General features: G+C 72.1%; 20 protein-coding genes. 6 read left to right on the top strand and 14 right to left on the bottom strand.

What is annotated here, in order from left to right:
• Nucleotides 1-55 precede the first annotated feature (55 nt).
• Nucleotides 56-454: a DUF3592 domain-containing protein gene (locus tag ACFWPQ_RS25585; RefSeq protein WP_384039096.1), complete on the bottom strand. Its 399-nt coding sequence runs from the start codon at nt 452-454 to the stop codon at nt 56-58.
• Between the two features lie 211 nt (nt 455-665).
• Between ACFWPQ_RS25585 and ACFWPQ_RS25580 the strand changes: the two genes are divergently transcribed.
• From ACFWPQ_RS25580 to ACFWPQ_RS25570, 3 genes are all read left to right on the top strand, one after another.
• The gene (locus tag ACFWPQ_RS25580) at nt 666-1946 is read left to right on the top strand and encodes an aromatic acid exporter family protein (protein ID WP_384039093.1); all 1281 of its coding nucleotides are present in this window, start codon (nt 666-668) and stop codon (nt 1944-1946) included.
• Nucleotides 1943-2998, top strand: a complete 1056-nt coding sequence (locus ACFWPQ_RS25575; protein ID WP_384039090.1) for a hypothetical protein — start codon at nt 1943-1945, stop codon at nt 2996-2998. Before ACFWPQ_RS25580 ends, ACFWPQ_RS25575 begins: the two co-directional genes overlap by 4 nt.
• Nucleotides 2999-3104: 106 nt before the next feature.
• Nucleotides 3105-4322, top strand: coding sequence for a lactonase family protein (locus ACFWPQ_RS25570; RefSeq protein WP_384039087.1), 1218 nt, complete (start codon nt 3105-3107; stop codon nt 4320-4322).
• Here the strand turns inward: ACFWPQ_RS25570 and ACFWPQ_RS25565 are convergent.
• Complete coding sequence (locus ACFWPQ_RS25565; protein ID WP_384039084.1) at nt 4290-5021, bottom strand: DUF2470 domain-containing protein; 732 nt, start codon at nt 5019-5021, stop codon at nt 4290-4292. The genes ACFWPQ_RS25570 and ACFWPQ_RS25565 overlap by 33 nt on opposite strands.
• A 112-nt stretch (nt 5022-5133) precedes the next feature.
• Nucleotides 5134-5739 carry a TetR/AcrR family transcriptional regulator gene (locus ACFWPQ_RS25560; RefSeq protein WP_384039081.1) on the bottom strand — a complete coding sequence of 202 codons (606 nt, stop codon included), beginning with the start codon at nt 5737-5739 and terminating at the stop codon, nt 5134-5136.
• Nucleotides 5740-5848: 109 nt separating this feature from the next.
• Here ACFWPQ_RS25560 and ACFWPQ_RS25555 point away from each other — a divergent pair, with 109 nt between their 5' ends.
• Nucleotides 5849-7390 (top strand): cytochrome P450, encoded by a 1542-nt coding sequence (locus ACFWPQ_RS25555; protein ID WP_384039078.1) that lies wholly within the window; start codon nt 5849-5851, stop codon nt 7388-7390.
• Here the strand turns inward: ACFWPQ_RS25555 and ACFWPQ_RS25550 are convergent.
• Nucleotides 7346-8182, bottom strand: a complete 837-nt coding sequence (locus ACFWPQ_RS25550) for a pentapeptide repeat-containing protein (protein ID WP_384039075.1) — start codon at nt 8180-8182, stop codon at nt 7346-7348. The genes ACFWPQ_RS25555 and ACFWPQ_RS25550 overlap by 45 nt on opposite strands.
• A gap of 9 nt (nt 8183-8191) precedes the next feature.
• Nucleotides 8192-9106 (bottom strand): AraC family transcriptional regulator N-terminal domain-containing protein, encoded by a 915-nt coding sequence (locus ACFWPQ_RS25545; RefSeq protein ID WP_384039072.1) that lies wholly within the window; start codon nt 9104-9106, stop codon nt 8192-8194.
• A gap of 183 nt (nt 9107-9289) precedes the next feature.
• Between ACFWPQ_RS25545 and ACFWPQ_RS25540 the strand changes: the two genes are divergently transcribed.
• Nucleotides 9290-10372 (top strand): aldo/keto reductase, encoded by a 1083-nt coding sequence (locus ACFWPQ_RS25540; protein ID WP_384039068.1) that lies wholly within the window; start codon nt 9290-9292, stop codon nt 10370-10372.
• Here the strand turns inward: ACFWPQ_RS25540 and sigJ (ACFWPQ_RS25535) are convergent.
• The 3 genes from sigJ (ACFWPQ_RS25535) to ACFWPQ_RS25525 are packed head-to-tail and all read right to left on the bottom strand — an operon-like array spanning nt 10366 to nt 12531.
• A complete protein-coding gene (sigJ, locus tag ACFWPQ_RS25535; protein ID WP_384039065.1) occupies nt 10366-11346 on the bottom strand; it encodes an RNA polymerase sigma factor SigJ in 981 nt (326 codons plus the stop codon). The two genes, ACFWPQ_RS25540 and sigJ (ACFWPQ_RS25535), sit on opposite strands and share 7 nt — an antisense overlap.
• Nucleotides 11343-11807, bottom strand: coding sequence for a cupin domain-containing protein (locus tag ACFWPQ_RS25530; RefSeq protein WP_384039061.1), 465 nt, complete (start codon nt 11805-11807; stop codon nt 11343-11345). Before ACFWPQ_RS25530 ends, sigJ (ACFWPQ_RS25535) begins: the two co-directional genes overlap by 4 nt.
• A complete protein-coding gene (locus ACFWPQ_RS25525) occupies nt 11800-12531 on the bottom strand; it encodes an NAD(P)-dependent oxidoreductase (RefSeq protein WP_384039058.1) in 732 nt (243 codons plus the stop codon). The genes ACFWPQ_RS25530 and ACFWPQ_RS25525 overlap by 8 nt, the downstream gene beginning before the upstream one ends.
• Before the next feature lie 235 nt (nt 12532-12766).
• Between ACFWPQ_RS25525 and ACFWPQ_RS25520 the strand changes: the two genes are divergently transcribed.
• Complete coding sequence (locus ACFWPQ_RS25520) at nt 12767-12958, top strand: DUF5999 family protein (protein WP_384039055.1); 192 nt, start codon at nt 12767-12769, stop codon at nt 12956-12958.
• Between the two features lie 7 nt (nt 12959-12965).
• On the opposite strand, the gene sigJ (ACFWPQ_RS25515) is transcribed toward ACFWPQ_RS25520, so the two are convergent.
• From sigJ (ACFWPQ_RS25515) to rhaS, 6 genes are all read right to left on the bottom strand, one after another.
• Nucleotides 12966-13862 (bottom strand): RNA polymerase sigma factor SigJ, encoded by an 897-nt coding sequence (gene sigJ / locus ACFWPQ_RS25515; protein ID WP_384039052.1) that lies wholly within the window; start codon nt 13860-13862, stop codon nt 12966-12968.
• Between the two features lie 71 nt (nt 13863-13933).
• Entirely contained in the window at nt 13934-15235 is a 1302-nt protein-coding gene (locus tag ACFWPQ_RS25510) for an alpha/beta fold hydrolase (protein ID WP_384039049.1), read from the bottom strand.
• 97 nt (nt 15236-15332) lie between these two features.
• Nucleotides 15333-16358, bottom strand: coding sequence for a LacI family DNA-binding transcriptional regulator (locus ACFWPQ_RS25505; protein ID WP_361291607.1), 1026 nt, complete (start codon nt 16356-16358; stop codon nt 15333-15335).
• Nucleotides 16359-16457: 99 nt separating this feature from the next.
• The gene (locus ACFWPQ_RS25500) at nt 16458-17882 is read right to left on the bottom strand and encodes a BNR repeat-containing protein (protein WP_384039045.1); all 1425 of its coding nucleotides are present in this window, start codon (nt 17880-17882) and stop codon (nt 16458-16460) included.
• 28 nt (nt 17883-17910) lie between these two features.
• Nucleotides 17911-18231: an L-rhamnose mutarotase gene (locus ACFWPQ_RS25495; RefSeq protein ID WP_384039042.1), complete on the bottom strand. Its 321-nt coding sequence runs from the start codon at nt 18229-18231 to the stop codon at nt 17911-17913.
• 17 nt (nt 18232-18248) lie between these two features.
• Nucleotides 18249-19331: a rhamnose ABC transporter substrate-binding protein gene (rhaS, locus tag ACFWPQ_RS25490; RefSeq protein ID WP_384039039.1), complete on the bottom strand. Its 1083-nt coding sequence runs from the start codon at nt 19329-19331 to the stop codon at nt 18249-18251.
• Between the last annotated feature and the right edge of the window lie 44 nt (nt 19332-19375).

Genomic DNA, 19375 nt, shown 5'->3' with positions numbered 1-19375 from the left:
GGCCGACCCTAGCCGATCACGGTCGGTCCGGTCGCGGCCGTTTCGCGTCCCGGGGTCAGCTCGTGACGGCGATGAGCACTCCGACCGCCAGGAAGACCAGCGCGCCGAGAGTCAGGAACACCACCGGCCCCACGACGTGCCGCCACATGCGCACCCGGGCGACCTGCGGGTTCTGGGCCAGGTAGACGACCTCCACCTGCCGTCCCGTCGCGAGCCCCATGCCGGACCCCTGGACCCGCGGCGAGAACTCCACCCGGTAGCCCAGGCGGTCCGTGAAGGCGATGACCGGGACCCATTTCGGCCCGTCGCTGTCGGTGGTGCGCACGTTGTCCACGACGAGTCCCCAGGTCTGCACCCCGTGCCGCCGCAGCCGGTGTACCACCCTGCCCTCGTGCGCCGCGGCCACGAACAGCCCCAGGCCGGCCACCGTGCACAGCACCGCGCCGATGTTCAATGTCCCAACCCTTCTGCCCTGCCCGACCGTTCGGCACCTCGGGTGCAGAAGACGCGTCGGCCCGGCGTTCGGTTTCCGGGGCCGCGTCCCGACTCCGCCGGCACTTCGGCGGACGCTCCGTAATCAACTCTGGTCAACCAGCCACTAGCGCGCGCGAGTGATCTGTGGACAATACGTTCGACGTGACACGCGAGTGGGAACAGGCCAAGGGATGCAACACGTACGGAAGTGGGCCGACGGGCTGCTGCGACTGCTGCGACGGCATCGGGACCCGGTGGTCGTCCAGACGCTGCGGTCGGCCACCGCGGCCACGATCGCCTACGTCCTCGCGCTCCACCTGAGCCCGGAACCGGCACCGCTCACCGCGCCGCTGACCGCGCTGCTGGTCGTCCAGGTGACCCTGTACGCCACCCTGACCAACGGCTTCCGCCGGGTCAACTCGGTGGTGGCCGGTGTGCTGGTCGCCATCGCCTTCAGCCAGTTGGTGGGGCTGACCTGGTGGAGTCTCGCCCTGCTGATCGTGGCCTCACTGGCGGTGGGGCATCTGGTCCGCGTCGACGAGTACATCCCCGAGGTGGCGATCAGCGCCATGCTGGTGCTCGGGGTCACCACCATCAGCAGCACCGCGTGGGCGCGGATCGTGGAGACCCTGATCGGCGCGGTCGTCGGCATGGGCTGCAACCTCCTGCTCCCGCCCCCGGTGTGGGTGGACGAGGCCGGCGAGTCGATCGAGGGCCTGGCCCGCCGGCTGCGGCAGCTCATGCTGCGGATGGGCGAGGAGGCGGCGGAGATCATGCCCTGGCAGCAGGCCGCCGCCCGGCTGCACGAGGCCCGCCGCCTGGACCACGCCATCGTCGAGGTGGACGCGGCGCTGCGGCAGGCGGAGGACAGCCTGCGGCTCAATCCGCGGGTCAGGGAGGGCCTGCTGCACCGGGTGGTGCTGCGCACCGGCCTGGACACGCTGGAGATCTGCACGGTCGTGCTGCGGGTGCTGGCCCGGACCTTCACCGACCTGGCCAAGGCCCGCGAACCCGAACCGCTGTTCGCACCGGACGCGGGCGTGGCCGTCGAGCAGCTGCTGTCCCAGATCGCCGACGCCGTGGTCAGCTTCGCGGTACTGGTGACCACCAGCATCAGCGAGAGCGCCGAGTCGGCCGAGGCCCGGCTCGCCGCCGAGCTGCACACCGCTCGCGGCACCCGCGACAAGCTCGCCGACCTGCTCCAGCAGGAGATCCGCCGCGACGACCGGAACTGGCAGCTGCTCGGCGCCGTCCTGACCGAGGTCAACCGGCTCCTCGACGAGCTGGACACCGAGCACCGCACGCGCCGTCTGCTGGAGGAGCTGGACCGGGTGTCCGGCGAGCAGCGCGCCAGGATGCCCCGGCTGACCTGGCTGCGGGAGCGGGTGGGCGTACCGGAGCGACTGCGGCGGAACCGGGCCGGTGGTGCGGTGCGTTCTCCCTCCGGGACGGGGAAAGGGGAACGCCGATGACGGACGCGGCGGTACGGATCGACGGGAACACACTGCGGCTGCCGGGCGGGGTGGCGGTGCGGTTCGTGCGCACGCTGCGGCTGCCGGAGACGGGCACGCATCCGCTGCCGCCGGGGCTCGGCGAGTTCCCGGTCCGGCGGGTGGGCGACTACCCGGACACGGTTCCGGCCGAGTGGCGGGCGCGGGGCGGGGTGATGCTGCCGGTGTACCTGCGCGAGGCGATGTGGCTGAGCTTCGCGGGCACGACGGAGCCGGCCGCGCTCCAGGTCGGTGTCGGCAAGGTGTGCGCGGTGTCCGGCGAGCCGTGGCGCGACCGGCTGTCCCGGAAGCCGCAGAACTACCTGGTCCTCCCCCGGCAACCGTGGCTGGACGGCATCAACTCCGGAAAGGGCACGGTCCGCCAGTTCGTGGCGGTGCCGCTCGGGCTGGGTGCGACGGTGGAGGGGCAGGTCACCGGCGAGGAGGTGTGGGGCGGGGTGCAGCTCCAGGCCTTCACGCTCGCGGACGGCCCGCTCGCCGAGTGGCGGCGCCAGGAGCGGCTGCGGCAGGAGCGGCTGCGACGCGAGCGCACCCGCGGGTCCGGACCGGCCGGCGGCGGCCTCGGCGCGGCCCTGCCGATGATGTCCGCCCTCCCCGCCCCGGCTCCCGGCGCGGCCCCTGCCGCCAGGTCGGCCGGGATGGGCCTCGGCGTCGGCGGCTCGATGCGCCAGGAGGTGTACGAGGACGACCGGCCGCTGCGGGACTGGGCCGAGACCCCGGCCGGGCGCGTCTTCGTGCACCTGGTCACGCCCCCGCAGTGGCACCGCATCACGGGCGAGGCGCCCCCGCCGTCGCCGGTGGACCGGGCGGCGTACACCCGCGCGGGGCTGCCCTGGTACGACTACTACGACCAGGACGCCCGGGATCTCGCTCCCACGGACGCCCTGGAGTCGGTCAAGCCGGTCGGCGACTGGCTCGGCGACGACCTGGAGCCCTGGCAGCAGCCGTCCCCGGGGCAGGTGGTCCCCCTGAAGGACGCGGCGGGCGAGCCGGTGGAGGACGGCGACTGGTAGCAATCCGTTGCACTGGTTGCAACGGTCATTGCTTTTCTTGCGTCGGCCCCTCGGTTCACGTCAAGGTGTGTCAGGTCCGGGTGATTCACGACCTGAGGTGCGTGGCATGGGCAGTGGTACGGAAGGGACGCGCGGCGGCTGGAGCAGGCGCCGGTTCGTCGGTGCGCTGGCGGGCGCGGCCGCGGTGGTCGCGGTCCCGGCCCCGGCAGCCCCGCCCTCGGCGGCACCGCCCGCGGAGCGGTCGGCCCCGGCGGCGCGCCCGGCTGCCACCACCCCGGCGAAGACCCCCTCGGCTCTCCGCCCGCTCTACCTCGGCACGTACACCTCCGTGGACGGCGGCGGCACCGGTATCGGCCTCGCCACCTACGACCCGGCGACCGGCCGGATCACCGGCACCGGCACGATCACGGGGGTCGCCGACCCGTCGTACCTGGCCGTCCACCCGGACGGCCGCACGCTGTACGCGGTGAACGAGCGCGCGGACGGGAGCGTGACCGCCGTACGCCTGGCGGACCGCAGGATCCTGGGCAGCAGGAGCACGGGCGGGGCGGGCCCCTGCCACCTCTCGGTCCATCCCACCGGCCGCTGGCTGCTGAGCGCCGACTACACCTCGGGCAGTGTGGCCGTGCACCCGATCGACGCCACCGGCGCCCTCGGCGAGCGCACGGCCCTGGTGACGCACTCCAGTCCGGCGCCCGGGCCCGGCCAGCAGGGCCCGCACGCCCACCAGTTCATCACCAGCCCGGACGGCGGCCATGTCCTCGCCGTGGACCTGGGCACCGACACGGTCTACAGCTACCGCCTCGATCCCGCGCGGGGCACGCTCACCGAGGTCGCCCAGGCGCACACGAAGCCGGGGGCGGGCCCCCGCCATCTGACCTTCCACCCCGGCGGACGCCACGCGTACCTGGCCGACGAGGTGGGCGACACGGTCGCGGTCTGCGCCTACGACCCGGCCACCGGCCGGCTGACGATCGGCGCGCCGCAGTCCTCCGGCAGCACGGCCGGCACCACCAACTACCCGGCCCAGTTCCTGGTCACCGCGGACGGCTCCTACGCCTATCTGGCCAACCGGGGCGACAACACGCTCGCACGGTACGCGGTCGAGGCCGACGGGGCCCGGCTGCGGCTGCTGGACACGGTGCCGGTGCACGGGGACTTCCCCCGTCAGATCGCCTTCTCCCCCGACGGCCGGCTGCTGTTCGCGGCCAACCAGCGGTCCGGCACCGTGAGCGTCTTCACCGTCGACCCGGACAGTGGTGAACTCCGGCTCGCGGGCGAGCCGTTCGCGTCACCGGTCGCCGTCTGCGCGCTGCCGCTGTAGCGTCCGCGGGCAGGAGGCGGCCGCGCTCGCCTGGGCCAGCAGCACGTGCATGCGCTCGGTGAGCTGGGCGATGTCGTCGGCGGGCGCGTGGAAGGCGAGCCGTACGTCGCCGTGGGCGCGGGTGCGTTCGATGCGCAGGGTCAGTCCGTGCCGGTCCACGGCGAGGGGCTGGACGCGGGTCGCGGCGTGCAGGCTCTCGGGTTCGACGAGCCGGGTGAGCCGCTCGACGGCGTCCGGGTGGGAGTCGGCCAGGTGGGTCAGCAGTTTGGCCTCGGCGCCGGCCAGCGGGTCCGGTTGCGCTGCGGCGAACTCGTCGAGGTCGACGACCACCGCGCCGGAGGGCCGGCGCAGCACCACTCGGGTGGGGTGGAAGACGAGGTGCTCGTCGACGGGGGCGAACCAGCCGGCCATCCAGAGCCGGGCCCGGATCCGGCCCCGCACCGGGACGGGCGCCACGTCGGCGAACTCCAGCACCGCGGACGGCTCACCGCGCGGGGCGCAGATCGCGGCCGTGAGCAGGGCGCTGTCCTCGGGCACGTGCAGCAGCACCCGGCCGTCGTCGGCGACGGCGTGCGCGCCGACGTACTCCTCGCGTCCGCCGTCCGCGGTCACCATGCACGACCATGCGACGGCCAGCAGGGACCGGGCCTGCTCCGCCGCACCGGGTCCGGCCGCCCAGGCTGCCTGTTCGTCACCCATCCCGCATCCTCCTTAGGTAAGGCTCACCTAACTTATCGAAGATCGGGGAGTACGCCAAGCGCGGAGCGCGTCACACAGGTGAAGAACAGGGTGAGGAAGGGAGCCGGGGCGGTCAGGAGATGACGCCCAGCAGGGCCCGCGCGCACAGGTCCCGCACCTGTTCCCGCGTCAGTTCCTCGGTGCGCAGCCACTCCAGGCAGACGTGGGTGGTGAAGGCGAGCCAGCCGCGCACCGCGAGCCTGGTGTCGGGGCGCTGCCCGAGGGCGGGGCCGAACTCGGGGTCGGCGGCGAGGGTGGCGAGGATCTGGCGCTCCTGGGCGGCCTGGGCCTGCCGGTAGACGCGACGCACGGCCTGGTCGCCGGAGGCCTCCGCACGATGGAAGGCCCGGAAGCCGTGCGCGTGGGTGTGGACGTAGTCGAGGTAGATATCGAGGCCCGCGGTGAGCTGTTCACGGGCGGGCACCCCGGGCTCGGCCGCCGTCATCCGCAGCATCCGCTCGCTCTCCCGCTCCACGACCGCTGCGAAGAAATCACGTTTCGTCGGAAAATAGTGGTACAGCAGACCTCGGGAGACACCCGCGATCTCCGCGACCTGCTCGATCCACACGTCGTCGTACGGGCTCTCGGAGAAGAGCCTGGCCCCGACCGAGAGGAGCTGCTCACGGCGGGCCGCGGTGCTGAGCCTGCGGCGGCTGCGCTCACCCTGGTTCGGGACCATGTCCGCACTTTACTTGACGTGGGTTCAACAACGGGACGAGACTGAAACCGGCCTATTGAACCCACGTACAACTAGATCGACGTGCCGCAGCATCGAGGGAGATCGCGTCATGGCGGAGACGGTCACGCAGCCGGGGACGGGGCCGGGCGGCCCGCTGCCGAAGGGGTTCCGGGGCGCCGAGCAGGGCTGGCCGGAGCTGCACCGCATCCCGCACCCGCCGCGCCGGCTGCCGCTCCTCGGCGACGTCCTGGGCGTCGACCGGCGCACCCCGCTCCAGGACTCGATGCGGATCGGCGGGCAGTTGGGCCCGATCTTCCGGCGCAGGGCGTTCGGCAACGAGTTCGTGTTCGTGTGGGGTGCCGGACTGGCCGCCGACATGGCCGACGAGTCACGGTTCGCCAAGCATGTGGGCCTCGGGGTCGCCAATCTGCGCCCGGTCGCCGGGGACGGCCTGTTCACGGCGTACAACCACGAGCCGAACTGGCAGCTGGCGCACGACGTCCTGGCCCCGGGCTTCAGCCGGGAGGCCATGGAGGGCTACCACGCGATGATGCTGGCGGTGGCCGGGCGGCTGACCGACCACTGGGACCGGGAGCTGACGGCCGGCCGCTGGGTGGACGTGCCCGGCGACATGACCAAGCTGACCCTGGAGACGATCGCCCGCACCGGGTTCGGGCACGACTTCGGCTCGTTCGAGCGGGACCGGCCGCATCCCTTCGTGACCTCGATGATCGGCACGCTCACCTATGCGCAGCGGCTGAACAGCGTGCCCGGGCCGCTGGCCCCGCTGATGCTGCGGCAGGCCTCCCGGCGCAACGCGGCCGACATCGACCACCTCAACCGCACGGTCGACGACCTCGTCGCCGAGCGGCGCCGGACCGGCCGCGGGGACGGCGACCTGCTCGACCGGATGCTGGAGACGGCCCATCCGGAGACCGGCGAACGGCTGTCCGCCGAGAACGTACGGCGGCAGGTGATCACCTTCCTGGTGGCCGGCCACGAGACCACCTCGGGCGCGCTCTCCTTCGCCCTGCACTACCTTGCCCTGCACCCGGAGATCGCCGCCCGGGCGGCCGCCGAGGTGGACCGCGTCTGGGGCGACACACCCGCGCCGGGCTACGACCAGGTGGCCAAACTCCGTTACGTGCGGCGGGTGCTGGACGAGTCGCTGCGGCTGTGGCCGACGGCGCCCGCCTTCGCCCGCGAGGCCCGTGAGGACACCGTGCTGGCCGGGCGGTACCCGATGCGCCGGGGCGCCTGGGCACTGGTCCTGACCCCGATGCTGCACCGGGACCCCGAGGTGTGGGGCCCGGACGCCGAGAGCTTCGACCCGGACCGGTTCGACGCGAAGGCGGCCCGCGGCCGGGCTCCGCACACCTTCAAGCCGTTCGGCACCGGAGCGCGCGCCTGCATCGGCCGCCAGTTCGCGCTGCACGAGGCCACCCTGGTCCTCGGCCTGCTGCTGCGTCGCTACGGCCTCGGGGCCGACCCGGACTACCGGCTGCGGGTGACCGAGCGGCTCACGCTGATGCCGGACGGCCTGCGGCTGCGGCTGGAGCGCCGCACCCCCGCCCCGGCGCCGGTGACCGTGCCGGAGGCACCCGCGTCAGGGAGCGGCGGGGGCTGTCCAGTGCACGGGACGGGCGACTGACGCCGGCAGCCGGGTGCCGGCACTGCCCCGGGCCGCGTCGACCTGCGGCTGGGTCAGGAAGATCGCGCCGGTCAGGTCCGCGTCGGTGAGGTCGGCGGCCCGCAGGTCGGCGCCGATCAGGTCGGTGTCCCGAAGGTCGGCGCCGGTGAGGTCGGCGGCGATCAGGCAGGCCCCGCGCAGGCTCACCCCGCGCAGGCCGGCGTTCCTGAGGCGGGCGCCGACCAGGTCCGCGCCCCGGCGGTCCTTCTTCCGGCCGCGGACGCCGGCGCGGGCCAGCTCGCTGGTGCGCAGCAGCAGGACGTTGACCTTCTCCCGGTGCGCGGCGACGTCCAGGGCGGCGAGTTCCCCGGGCGTCCCCCGGGTGAGTTCCTCGGTGTCCTCGAGGAGCCTGCCCAGTTCGGTGCGGACCGGGCGGGCGGCGGGCAGGTCCAGCGCCTCGGTGAGGTAGCGGAGCAGTTCGTGCAGCTGCCGTACGACGGGGAAGGCCTCGAACATCCGGCGGGCGTGCTCCGGGGAGCCGGTGCGCCAGTCCTGCCCGCCGAAGATCACCTGCGAGACCTGCTGCCCGGCGCCGAAGCAGTCGTAGACCGTGCAGCCGCCGAACCCCTTCTGCCGCAGCTCGGCGTGGATGCCGCAGCGGTGGTCGCCGCCGAGGTTGCCGCAGGGCTTTCCGGCGGGCTTGTCGACCGCGAAGTCCGCCGAGGCGGTGAACGGCAGGGCTACGCAGCAGAGCCCGAAACAGCGGGCGCAGTCGCCGCTCAGCCGGGCCCGTTCGGATATCTGTTCTGGCACCCGGTCAGCCTACTGACCGGCGAGGACCTCCTCGTCCGCATTTCTCAGCCGGGCCGCGTCCGCCCCCGGCGGCCGGCCGAACTGCCGCCGGTACTCGCGGCTGAACTGCGAGGCGCTGTCGTAGCCGACCGCGTACCCCACGTCGGCCACGTCGTCGGTGCTGCTCATCAGGCGCAGCCGGGCCTCCTGGAGACGGATGTGCTTCTGGTACTGGATCGGGGTCATCGCGGTGACCGCCCGGAAGTACCGGTGGAACGGCGAGGCGCTCATCCCGGCGAGCCGTGCGAGGTCCTCGATGCGCAGCGGGTCGGGGTAGTGCTCGCGGATGAAGCGGACGGCCCGGCCGATCTGGGTGAGCCGGCTGTCGGCGAGCCCGATCTGCCGGACGAGCGCGCCCTGCTCGCCGGTGATCAGCCGCCACAGGATCTCCCGCTCGATCATCGGGGCGAGCACCGGGATGTCGGCGGGCCGGTCGAGCAGCCGCACCATCCGGAGGGCGGCGTCGACCAGATCGGCGGGCGCGTCGCCGACCGCGAGCGCGGGCAGGTCGGTGCGGCGGCGCACACCGCCCGCGAGCGGGTCGGTACCGGTCTCCAGGAGCAGTGCGGCGATGCGCGCGGGCCGCAGCCGGAAGCCGAACCCCAGGAACGGCGTCTCCCGGGTGGCCCGGGTGCACTGCCCGCTCACCGGCAGGTCGACCGAGACGACCAGGTACTGGCCGACCTCGTAGTCGTAGATCCGGCCGCCCAGCGTCAGCCGTTTGGCGCCCTGGGCGACCAGCGCGAGGACGGGGTCCACGATGCCCGAGCGCGGCCCGGTGGGCCGTTCCGCACGGGTCAGCATGAGGCCGTCGATCGCGGGGACGGCGTCGGCGTCGCGCGGGGCGTGCCGGTCGATCAGGGAGCGCAGTTCGTCGAGGGACACGCTCCCGATTCAAACGCCGGCCGGGGACGTCCGCAACGCCCTCCCCTCTCCCTCCCCCCGGAAAACCGGCAGGATCGTGCAAGCCTCCGGTGCGATCGCCCTAACGTTCCCGCAGCTCAGGCTGGTTTGCTCGAAGAGCCGGATCCCCCGGCGACTTCCACCGCGACCTTCACGGAGCACTTCATGGCACTCGACTCGTACGTCGGTCTCGGCCGGTCCGGGCTCAAGGTGAGCCCCTTCTGCCTCGGCGCGATGAACTTCGGCGAGGACGGCGGCTTCGGCTGCTCGGTCGAGGAGTCGGAGAAGATCCTCCAGACCTATCTCGACCTCGGCGGCAACTTCGTCGACACCGCCAACTTCTACACCAACGGCCACTCGGAGGCGATCCTCGGCGACTTCCTCGCCGCCCGCCCCGGCCGCCGCGACCGCCTGGTGCTGGCCACCAAGTTCTTCGGCAACCTGCACCTCGGCGACCCCAACGGCGGCGGCGCCGGGCGCAAGGCGATCGTCGGCCAGCTGGAGGACTCGCTGCGCCGGCTGCGCACCGACTACGTCGACGTGTACTGGCTGCACAACCACGACCGGTCCACCCCGGTCGAGGAGACCCTTCGGACGCTCGACGACCTCGTGACGGCCGGCAAGATCCGGTACGTCGGTTTCTCCGACACCCCGGCCTGGTTCACCGCCAAGGCCCACACCATGGCGCTGCTGCGCGGCTGGGCGCCGGTGACGGCGCTGCAGATGGAGTACTCGCTGCTGGAGCGCACCATCGAGGGCGAGTTGATCCCGCTCGCCCAGGACGCGGGGATGGGGCTGCTGCCCTGGTCCCCGCTCAGGAGCGGCTTCCTCTCCGGGAAGTACCGCAGGGGGCGGGGCGCGCCCGCCGACGCCCCGCGGGCCGCCGTCCTCGGACAGCCCGACGAGGCCGACTTCACCGTGATCGAGGCGCTCGCCGCCGTCGCCGAGGAGATCGGCACCGGTTCGGCCGCCGTGGCGCTGTCCTGGGTGCAGAACCGCCCCGGCGTCACCTCCACCCTCATCGGCCCGCGCACCCTCGGCCACCTGGAGTCCAACGTCGCCGCCCTGGACGTCCGCCTGACGCCGGAGCAGACGGCCCGGCTCGACGAGGTGTCGGCCCCGGCCCTCAACTTCCCCCACGACCTCAACCGCCGCGTCGGCACCATGCTCCAGTACGCGGGCGCCACGGTCGACGGGGTGCCGAGCGCGGTGTATCCGCCGCTGCTGGAGAGCACGGCCCGCTACTGATCAGGGTCGTCGTCCGGCCGTACGTGGGTGAGCTTGGCCGGGTTGGTGACGACGTAGACACCGGATACCTGGTCGCCGTCCGGGGTGAGGTCCATGACCATCACGGCGTACGGGGAGTCGCCCGAGAAGAGCACCGCCGCGTCGTCGCCGTTGACACCGCGGTAGTGGACCTCCAGGTCCCCGGCGCGCCGGGAGGCATAGCCGGCCAGCATGCGGGCGGCCTTCTCCCGGCCGTGGACCGGTCGCAGCCCGGCCCCCTGCCGGGCGCCGCCGCCGTCGATCCAGACCGTCACGTCCGGGGCGAGGATCTCCAGGAGCGCCTGCAGATCGCCGCCGAGGGCGGCCTCGACGAACCGTTCGGTCGCCTCCCGCCGGACCCGGGGACGGGCCCGGTAGCGGGGGCGACGGGCGTGCACATGGGCGCGGGCCCGGTGGGCGACCTGACGGACGGCGGCGGGGCTGCGGTCGAGCATTGCGGCGATCTCGGTGTGGGGATAGCCGAACACCTCGTGGAGGACGAACACCGCCCGCTCCAGCGGGGTGAGGGTCTCCAGGACCACCAGCATCGCCAGGGAGACCGAGTCGTTGCGGACCGTGCGGTCGGCGGTGTCCGGGGCGAGGCCGGTGCCGGCGTCGGTGACCAGGGGTTCGGGCAGCCACGGACCCACGTACGTCTCACGGCGGGAGGCGATGGCCGTCTGCCGGGCGAGGGCGTGGTTCACCGCGATCCGGACGAGGTAGGCGCGCGGGTTGCCGATCTCCGCCAGGGGCGCCCGGCGGTTCTTGCCGGACCAGGACAGCCAGGTCTCCTGGAGCACGTCCTCCGTGTCGGCGACGCTGCCGAGCATGTTGTAGACGACGGAGAACAGCAGCTCGCGGTGGTCGGTGAAGAGCCGCGTCGCGGTGTGCTCGGGGCTGCCCTGCCGGTCTCCGGTGCCGGGTGACGTGTTTTCGGTGCCGGGTGACGTGCTCATCCCTGTTCCTCGTAGGTGATGTGGTACGCGGCCGCGACGGGATTGATCCTGGCGGGGTCCAGGCGCCCCTCGGTGAGGACGGCGGGTCCCGCCTCGACCAGGTCCTCGACGAACCGTTCCCAGCCACCGGGCGAGGAGATCTGCAGGACCCGGGGCGGCGGGTCGGAGGCGGCCCTCAGGGCGTGCGGGACGCCGTGCGGGAGCAGCGCGAACGCCCCGCGGGGAGCCCGGTGCCGCCGGCCGCCGAACTCGATCTCGAGGACGCCGTCCAGCACGTAGACGCACTCGTCCGCGCGATGGTGGACATGCCGCGGGATGTCCTGGGCGACGGTCACCTCCAGCAGCGAGCAGCGCCCCTCCGTGTCGTCGGTCGTCGCCTTGACCGCGAACGCGGGCGGCAGCGGAATGCGGCCGGGCCTGGCGGCCCCCGGTGCCAGCAGGATGAAACGGTCTTCAGACACGCGCGCGCTCCTTCTCGCCCGGTGTGGGCTTCCTGCCCCCGAACGCCTCTTTCCGGATGACGTCGAGGAGGCTCGGAACGCCCTCCGTGGTGCGGACGTCGACGAAGGCACGCACGTGGCCGTCACCGACCGCCTCGCGCAGCAGCACGTTTCCCAGATCCGCCCGCGAGGTGAACCGGCCGGGCAGGCGCGAAGTGCCGACCTGGTAGGCGCTGACGGCGGCCGTGTCAAAGAGGCCGGCGGGACGGACGACGGTCCACCGGTGGTCGCCGTCGCGCACGATCTCCTCCATCCGCCGCATGTCCTCGTACACGGTGCGCCCCATCGTGCGCGCGACGAGGGGTTCGAGCACCTTCCGGAAGAAGAAGGTCTCGCCGGGCGCCGGCACGCCGAAGAGCACGGTCGAGGACACGCACACCAGGCGCCGCACGCCGTGTTCCGTCATGGCCCGCGTGATGTGGGTGACGCCCTCCGAGTACACGGTGACGGGGTTTCGGCTGTAGGGCACCCCGAGCGTCGAGATCACCGCGTCCTGCCCGGCCACGACGCGTGCCACGGCGGCCGGGTCGAGCACGTCCGCACCGGCCACCCGCAGCCGCGGGCCGCTCGGCGGGAACGCCTCGGGGCGGCGGGTGACGGCGGTGACCGTGTGCCCTTCGGCGATCCCCTGCGCGGTGACCTGCCGCCCGGTCGGCCCGTTCGCGCCGAATATCACGAGTTTCACGTACTTCCCCTCTCCTGCCGGGCTTGGATGTGCGCGCGACGGCGTCGTCCAAGCCGCTTCTGTCACTGGGAGGGGTCCGGGGGCGCCGAGTGTGACACCCCGCTCTCGGGTGAGACCCGAACCACACGACCAGAACTCACCACGGAGTTTCCGGCCCGGTGGGGGTCCTCTTCATCCGGCGGAAAACAAAGTCGGCTACCACAGAGGCAGGAACCCGCAGGACAGGAGACGGACCATGTGCAGGCATCAGCCCCCGTGCCCCGGCGCCGACCACCCCGGCAGCCACCCGGCCGTCGTCGTCTCGGCCCATCCCGAACAGGGCTGGAGCCTGCTGTGCGACGGCACGATCGTCTTCGACGACACCGGTGAACTCCTGCCCGACGGACGGACCGTGAGCCCTCATCGACCCCCGGCCGCCGCCGTCTGAGTGGCTGTCAGTTCTCCTCGGCGACGAAGTCCAGGCGGTCGAGCCGCTCGGGGTCGGCCAGGATGTACATCTCGGTGATCCGGCCGTCGGCGATGGTGACCGCCATGACGGAGAGCGGGCGTCCCTCGGGCGCGGTGACCATGCCGACGGCACCGTTGACCAGCGCGAGCCGCGCCCAGCCCGCGAACTGCCGGAAGGTGAACGCGCCTTCGGCCACCGCCCGGGCACCACGCAGCACCTTGGACGCGGCGGCGCCGCGCACCAGCGCCCCCGAGTCGACACGCAGCACCACATCGGGGTGCAGCACGGCGACCAGCGCCTCGAAGTCGCCGCCCCTGGAGGCGGCCAGGAAGGCCTCCAGCACCTGGCGCTGCCGCCCGAGGTCGGGGTCGGCGGTGGGTGTGGCCCCCTGGACCCGGCGGCGGGCCCGGCTGGCCAGCTGCCGGGTGGCCGCCGCACTGCGCTCCACGATGGGCGCGATGTCGTCGAAGGGCACCGCGAACATGTCGTGCAGGACGAACGCCAGCCGCTCGGCGGGCTCCAGCGTCTCCAGGACGACGAGGAGGGCGAGCCCGACGGAGTCCGCCTCCAGCACCTCCTGTTCGGGGTCGACGCCCGACAGCGGCCGGATCACCGGGTCCGGGACGAACGTCTCGTCGATCGGCTGCTCGCGGCGCGCCGTACGGGAGCGCAGCATGTCGAGGCAGACCCGGCCGACCACCGTGGTCAGCCAGCCCCCCAGGTTCCTGATCTCGTCCGCCTCGGTCCGTCCGAGCCTGAGCCAGGCCTCCTGGACCGCGTCCTCGGCCTCGGCGAGCGAGCCGAGCATCCGGTAGGCCACCGCGCGCAGTTGACCGCGGTGTTCCTGGAAACGGCCGGCCAGCAGTTCCGCGTCCATGGTCATGTCCCCCCGTTCCTCCACGGCCGCAGACTATGCGGACCCGCCACGCCCGCAACCTCTTTTTTTACGGGACGTCACGCCTCGTCGCGGGCGAGTTTCAGCAGCCGGTCCAGGACCCGGGGCGCGCCGGTGCGCAGCCCGTCGTGCTCGAACTCGTCGGTGACCCAGGTGCGCAGGCCCCGGACGGCCCGTGCGGTCGCCAGCGAGTGCCCGGCGTCGACGTACATGTCGTCGTGGTAGACGGCGGCGGCGACCGGGACCTCGTTGGCGGCGAGGCGGGCCGGGTCGTACAGCGGCTGCCAGTCGGTGCGGGCGGCGAGCAGTTCCGCCGCCTCCCTCAGCGGGCGCAGGGACGGGTCGGTCTCGAACATCCAGGGGTGCACGGTCTCACCCGTGAACAGCACCGGGGCGTCGTCCGCGAGTGCCTTCGCCGCGTCGAACTGCGGGAACTCGGCGCGGACCCGCTCGGCCGCCCAGGCGGTGGGGCGGGCGTCCTGGCCGTAGATCGGCTCGTGGACCAGGGCGTACAGCGGGTTGCTCGCGTACGACAGCAGGCCCAGGGCCTGCTCCTGGAAGGCGTCGGAGAGTTCGGGGCCGGACGGGGTGCGGACGAAGGCGTCCTCCAGGAGGAAGTGCAGGCGGTGGCTGCCGTCGCTCGTGCCCAGCATCAGGCCGAGGGACTGGAAGGCCTCGACGGTGAGCCGGTAGCCGCCCGGCAGCAGCACCTCGCGGTCGAGGAGGTGTTCGGCGATCCGCCGGGCCCGCTCGACGTCCATCGGGTAGCGGTCGTAGTGGGCGGCGACCTTGCGCTCGATGCGCGGGTAGGCGGCGCGGTACACGTCGTCGGCGTGCGCGTCGAGGGACGGCAGGCCGCCGGTGATCACGGAGGCCCTGAGGCCCTCCGGGAAGAACGACAGGTACGTCACCGTGCAGAAGCCGCCGAAGCTCTGCCCGAGAGTCGTCCACGGGGCGCCCCCGGTGACCTGCGGCCGGATCGCCTCGCAGTCCCGGACGATCGAGTCGGAGCGGAACCGGGCCAGGTGGTCGGCCTGGGCGGCCGGGCCGCCGCGCAGCGGCAGCGTCTGCCGGTTGACCGGGGTGGACCGGCCGGTGCCGCGCTGGTCGAGGAGCAGCACGCGGTACTCCTGCAGGGCCCGGTCGAGCCAGGCCTGCCGCCCGACAAAACGATTCGCCCCGAAACCGGGGCCGCCCTGCAGATACAGCAACCACGGCAGTTCCTGGTCCGCCTTGTCGCTCGCGACCGCCTCCCGGGCGTACAGCTCGATGGTCTCGCCGTCCGGGTCCGCGTGGTCGAGGGGGACGGTGAAGTGGCGGTCGGTGAGGACGACGCCGGGCTGGCGGTAGCTGAGGCTCAACGGTTCTCCCGGGACGGACGGATGGTCGCGCCCCAGTTCAGCACACGTCCGGGGCCGGTCCACCCCCGGGATCATGAAATCGTTACTGAATACCCGATCAGCGGGCCGCGAGGCTGGAGCGGCGCACCACCAGTTCCGGCTGGAGGACCACCCGGCGGTGCTCGTGCGGTGCCCGGCCCTCCCGGTCCTCGGTCTCCTCCAGGAGGAGGTCGGCGGCCATCGCGCCCATGGTGACGGCGGGCTGGCGGACCGAGGTCAGCGGTACGGCGGCCGCGGCGGCGAACTCGATGTCGTCGTAGCCGACGATCGCGAGGTCGTCCGGGACGACCACCCCGGCCGCGTACATGGCCTGCAGGACGCCGAGGGCGAGGAGGTCGTTGGCACAGAACACGGCGGTGGGCCGGTCGGCGAGGCCGAGGAGGCGGGCGCCCGCGTCCCGGCCGGCGGCCACGTCGAGCCGCTCGGTCGGCAGCTCGCGCAGCGCCTCGGGGCCGAGTCCGGCCTCGGCGAGGGCGTTCAGGGCGCCGGTGCGGCGGTCACGGACCTGGTTGAAGCCGGGCGGGCCGCTGACGTACGCGATCGAGCGATGCCCGGCGTCGACGAGATGGCGCACGGCCAGTGCGCCGCCCGCCACGTCGTCGACGCTGACCGAGCACTCGGTGGTGCCCTCGGCGACCCGGTCGACCAGGACGAAGGGGATGCCGTGCCGGCGGAAGGACTCGATGTTGCGGCCGGTGGCGTCCGCCGGGGTGAGCAGGACGCCGCGCACCCGCTGCTCGGCGAAGAGCGACAGGTACTCGGCCTCCTCGCCGGCGTTCTGCGCGCTGTTGCAGACCATCACGCCGAGCCCGGCGTCCCGGGCCGCCCGCTCGGCGCCCCGGGCCACGTCCACGAAGAAGGGGTTGCCCATGTCGAGGACGAGCAGGCCCATGATCCGGCTGCGGCCCGCGCGCAGCTGGCGGGCGGACTCGCTGCGGACGTAGCCGAGCCGGTCGATCGCCGACTGCACCCGCGCCCGGGTCTCGCCGGCGACGGTGTCCGGACGGTTGATGACGTTCGAGACCGTACCCACCGAGACTCCGGCGGCACGGGCGACGTCCTTGATACCCACCGACTGGACCATCGGGCGAGACCTCCAGGAACATGGACGGCGCCTTCACCACAGGGAAGCGCACATCGGGAAGGGCTTCACATTACGACATGACTCGCACACCGGTCCGGGTCAGGCGGGCAGGGCGAAGTCGACGACATGGAGCGCGGAGGGTGTCGTACCGCTCGATGTCTCCTGGTACATGAACGACAGCACGTTGTCGGCCTTGACGCGCATCTCGTCGATCACCACCTCGCCGAAGGCGTTCAGGTCGCTGCCGTCGTACAGGAGTGCCCAGTCGGAGTACCCGGAGGCCTTGGACGCACCGGCGATCCGGCCGTAGGGGAACACCGCGTAGGCGTTGTCGTACTTGTCCAGGACCAGCTTGGTGCGCTGGCTGGAGTTCAGGGCGACCGGGATCTCGGTCTTCTGCCAGGTGCCGGAGGCGTTCCTGCGGACGTGGAAGGCGCGCCCGTTCGCGGTGCGGTCGGCGACGTAGTCGGTGGTGCACTGACCGAAGCGGCCGGGGACGTAGCTGATGATCGCGTGCGGGAGTCCGGTGGAGTCGGTCCACTGGCTCTCCTGGTTCATCAGGGAGTGGTCGGGGTTGAGGGAGTCGACGACCAGCCCGGAGTCGGTGACGGCGACGGTGTCCGAGCTGCCGGTGGTGGCGACCAGGGTCCCGGCGTCGTTGCGCCAGGTCCGGCCGCGGTCCGTGGAGTAGACGTAGCCGGTGTCGTGGTTGGTGATGCCGCCGCTGTTGCACATCACGGCGGCGTTCTGCTCGCGCCAGGTGAAGAAGGAGTGCAGCCGCCCGTTGACGTCGTACTCGATGCCGTGCAGGTACATGTTGCGGGCGGTCGACGAACCGTGCTCGCTCGTGTACGTCCCGGTGGAGCTGCTCCACTCCCCCAGCGCGGTCCAGCTCGAACCGTCGTACTCCGCGAGGGCGTTGCGGCCGTTCCCGGAGATCCCCACCCGGTAGCTGAGCTGGAGCTTTCCCTCGGGGGTGGAGACGAACTGCGGGTAGGTGAACTGGGAGGTGAGCGAGACACCGTCCAGAGACGTCTGTACGGCGCCGAAGACGGCCGAGGTCCAGGCGGTGGAGCCGGGATTGTCGAGCAGTCCGGCCACCGACTTCACGTAGAAGAAGCCGTCGCTGTGCGAGTCCATGTTGAGGTGCAGCCGGCCGTCGGTCCTGGACACGCCCATCGAGATGACGTTGTGCGAGTCACTGGACTTGAGCTGGTGGGCGAGGGTGACGGTCGACCACGACGACCCGCCCAGCACCCGGCGTCCGATCACCGCGTAGCCGGTCGAGGTGTACCAGCCGGCGTACTGGAAGCCCTTGTACGTGAACAGGCCGTTCTTCTGGAAGGAGTTGTTGTTGACCAGGCCGTCGTAGGAGACGAAGAAGACTGCCTGGGCGTCCAGTTGGGTGCTCTGCTGCTTGTTCACCGATGGTCCTGGGTCGGCCGCGCGGGCGGTGCCGGCGGCGAGTGCGGGGGTGGCCACGGCTCCGACGAGGGCGGCACCCAGCACGGTACGTCTCTTCACGAGCGGCTCCTGGAAGGGGGGGGACGGGTCAGGCGAGGTGGAACACCTCGGTGAGCGGTTTCATCGCCTCGTCGGGACGGGCGCCGTCGAGGGCTTCGAAGAAGGGGCCCATCTCGGCCTGCCAGCGGGAGTTGACCTCGGTGGCCTCCATGCCGGCGCGGGCCGCCTCGAAGTCCTCGGTCTCCAGATAGCCGACCAGCAGGCCGTCGTCGCGCAGGAAGAGCGAGTAGTTGTGCCAGCCGGTGGCGGAGAGCGCCGCGCGCATCTCCGGCCACACGGCGGCGTGGCGTTCGCGGTACTCGGCGAGGCGGTCCTGCCGGACCTTGAGGAGGAAACAGACGCGCTGCATGAAGTACCGCCCGGCTGCTAGAAGTTGAACTGGTCGATGTTCTTCGCGTCGAACACGGTCGGCTTGCCGAGGTTGATCACGCCGTCCTTGCCGATGGTGTAAGTGGTGTCGCCGGCCTTGAAGGTCTCGCCCTCCTTGCCGGTGATCTGCCCGGAGACGAGCGCGACGGCGGTACGGGCGGCCAGGTCGCCGAGCTTGGCCGGGTCCCACAGCTCGAAGCCCTCGACGGTGCCGTTCTTGACGTACTGGCGCATGTCGTTGGGCGTGCCGAGACCGGTCAGCTTGACCTTGCCCTTGTACTTGGAGCCGGACAGGTACTGGGCGGCCGCCTTGATGCCGACGGTGGTCGGGGAGATGATCCCCTTGAGGTCCGGGTACTGCTGGAGCAAGCCCTGGGTCTGCTGGAAGGACTGCTGGGCGTCGTCGTTGCCGTAGGCGATCTTGACCAGCTTGACGTTCTTGTACTTCGGGTCCTTCAGCTCCTCCTTCATGTACCCGATCCAGGTGTTCTGGTTGGTGGCGGTCTGCGCGGCGCTGAGGATCGCGATCTGGCCCTTGTACCCGATCTGCTCGGCGAGCAGCTGCACCTCGGTACGGCCGAGGTCCTCGGCGCTGGCCTGCGAGACGAAGGCGTTGCGGCAGCCGGCGTTGGTGTCGGAGTCGTAGGTGACGACCTTGATGCCGTTGCTCATGGCCTGCTTGAGGGCGGTGCACAGGGCGCCGGGGTCCTGCGCGGACACGGCCATGGCATCGACCTGCTGCTGGGTGAGCGTGTTGACGTAACTGACCTGCCCGGAGGTGTCGGTGGCGCTGGAGGGCCCGACCTCCTTGTACTTGGAGCCGAGTTCGGTGAGCGCCGTCTCGCCGCCCTTGTCGGCGGAGGTGAAGTAGGGGTTGTTGACCTGCTTGGGCAGGAACCCGACGGTGAGGCCCTTCTTCAGCGCCGCGTTCGGGTCGGCCTTGGCGGTGGAGGTGGCCGCCGCCGACTCGTCACTGCTCGAGTTGTTCTTGGTCGTACCACCACAGGCGGTGGCGGCGAGGGCGAGGGAGGACACAGCGGCGAGGGCCACACAGGCACGCCGGAGGGACGACTTACGCATGACGGTTCCTTTTCGAGTAACGGCTCTGGGAGCGCCTCCTCTTG

It is taken from the genome of Streptomyces sp. NPDC058464 (genome assembly GCF_042721035.1).
Taxonomy (GTDB): domain Bacteria; phylum Actinomycetota; class Actinomycetes; order Streptomycetales; family Streptomycetaceae; genus Streptomyces.
The sequence above is the reverse complement of the archived record's forward strand: the minus strand, read 5'-3'. Positions and strand labels throughout refer to the sequence as shown.

Coding starts and splice junctions, on each gene's coding strand:
- ACFWPQ_RS25580 (WP_384039093.1), top strand. CDS start 666: ATGCAACACGTACGGAAGTGGGCCGACGGGCTGCTGCGACTGCTGCGA.
- ACFWPQ_RS25575 (WP_384039090.1), top strand. CDS start 1,943: ATGACGGACGCGGCGGTACGGATCGACGGGAACACACTGCGGCTGCCG.
- ACFWPQ_RS25570 (WP_384039087.1), top strand. CDS start 3,105: ATGGGCAGTGGTACGGAAGGGACGCGCGGCGGCTGGAGCAGGCGCCGG.
- ACFWPQ_RS25565 (WP_384039084.1), bottom strand. CDS start 5,021: ATGGGTGACGAACAGGCAGCCTGGGCGGCCGGACCCGGTGCGGCGGAG.
- ACFWPQ_RS25560 (WP_384039081.1), bottom strand. CDS start 5,739: ATGGTCCCGAACCAGGGTGAGCGCAGCCGCCGCAGGCTCAGCACCGCG.
- ACFWPQ_RS25555 (WP_384039078.1), top strand. CDS start 5,849: ATGGCGGAGACGGTCACGCAGCCGGGGACGGGGCCGGGCGGCCCGCTG.
- ACFWPQ_RS25540 (WP_384039068.1), top strand. CDS start 9,290: ATGGCACTCGACTCGTACGTCGGTCTCGGCCGGTCCGGGCTCAAGGTG.
- sigJ (WP_384039065.1), bottom strand. CDS start 11,346: ATGAGCACGTCACCCGGCACCGAAAACACGTCACCCGGCACCGGAGAC.
- ACFWPQ_RS25520 (WP_384039055.1), top strand. CDS start 12,767: ATGTGCAGGCATCAGCCCCCGTGCCCCGGCGCCGACCACCCCGGCAGC.
- sigJ (WP_384039052.1), bottom strand. CDS start 13,862: ATGACCATGGACGCGGAACTGCTGGCCGGCCGTTTCCAGGAACACCGC.
- ACFWPQ_RS25505 (WP_361291607.1), bottom strand. CDS start 16,358: ATGGTCCAGTCGGTGGGTATCAAGGACGTCGCCCGTGCCGCCGGAGTC.
- ACFWPQ_RS25495 (WP_384039042.1), bottom strand. CDS start 18,231: ATGCAGCGCGTCTGTTTCCTCCTCAAGGTCCGGCAGGACCGCCTCGCC.
- rhaS (WP_384039039.1), bottom strand. CDS start 19,331: ATGCGTAAGTCGTCCCTCCGGCGTGCCTGTGTGGCCCTCGCCGCTGTG.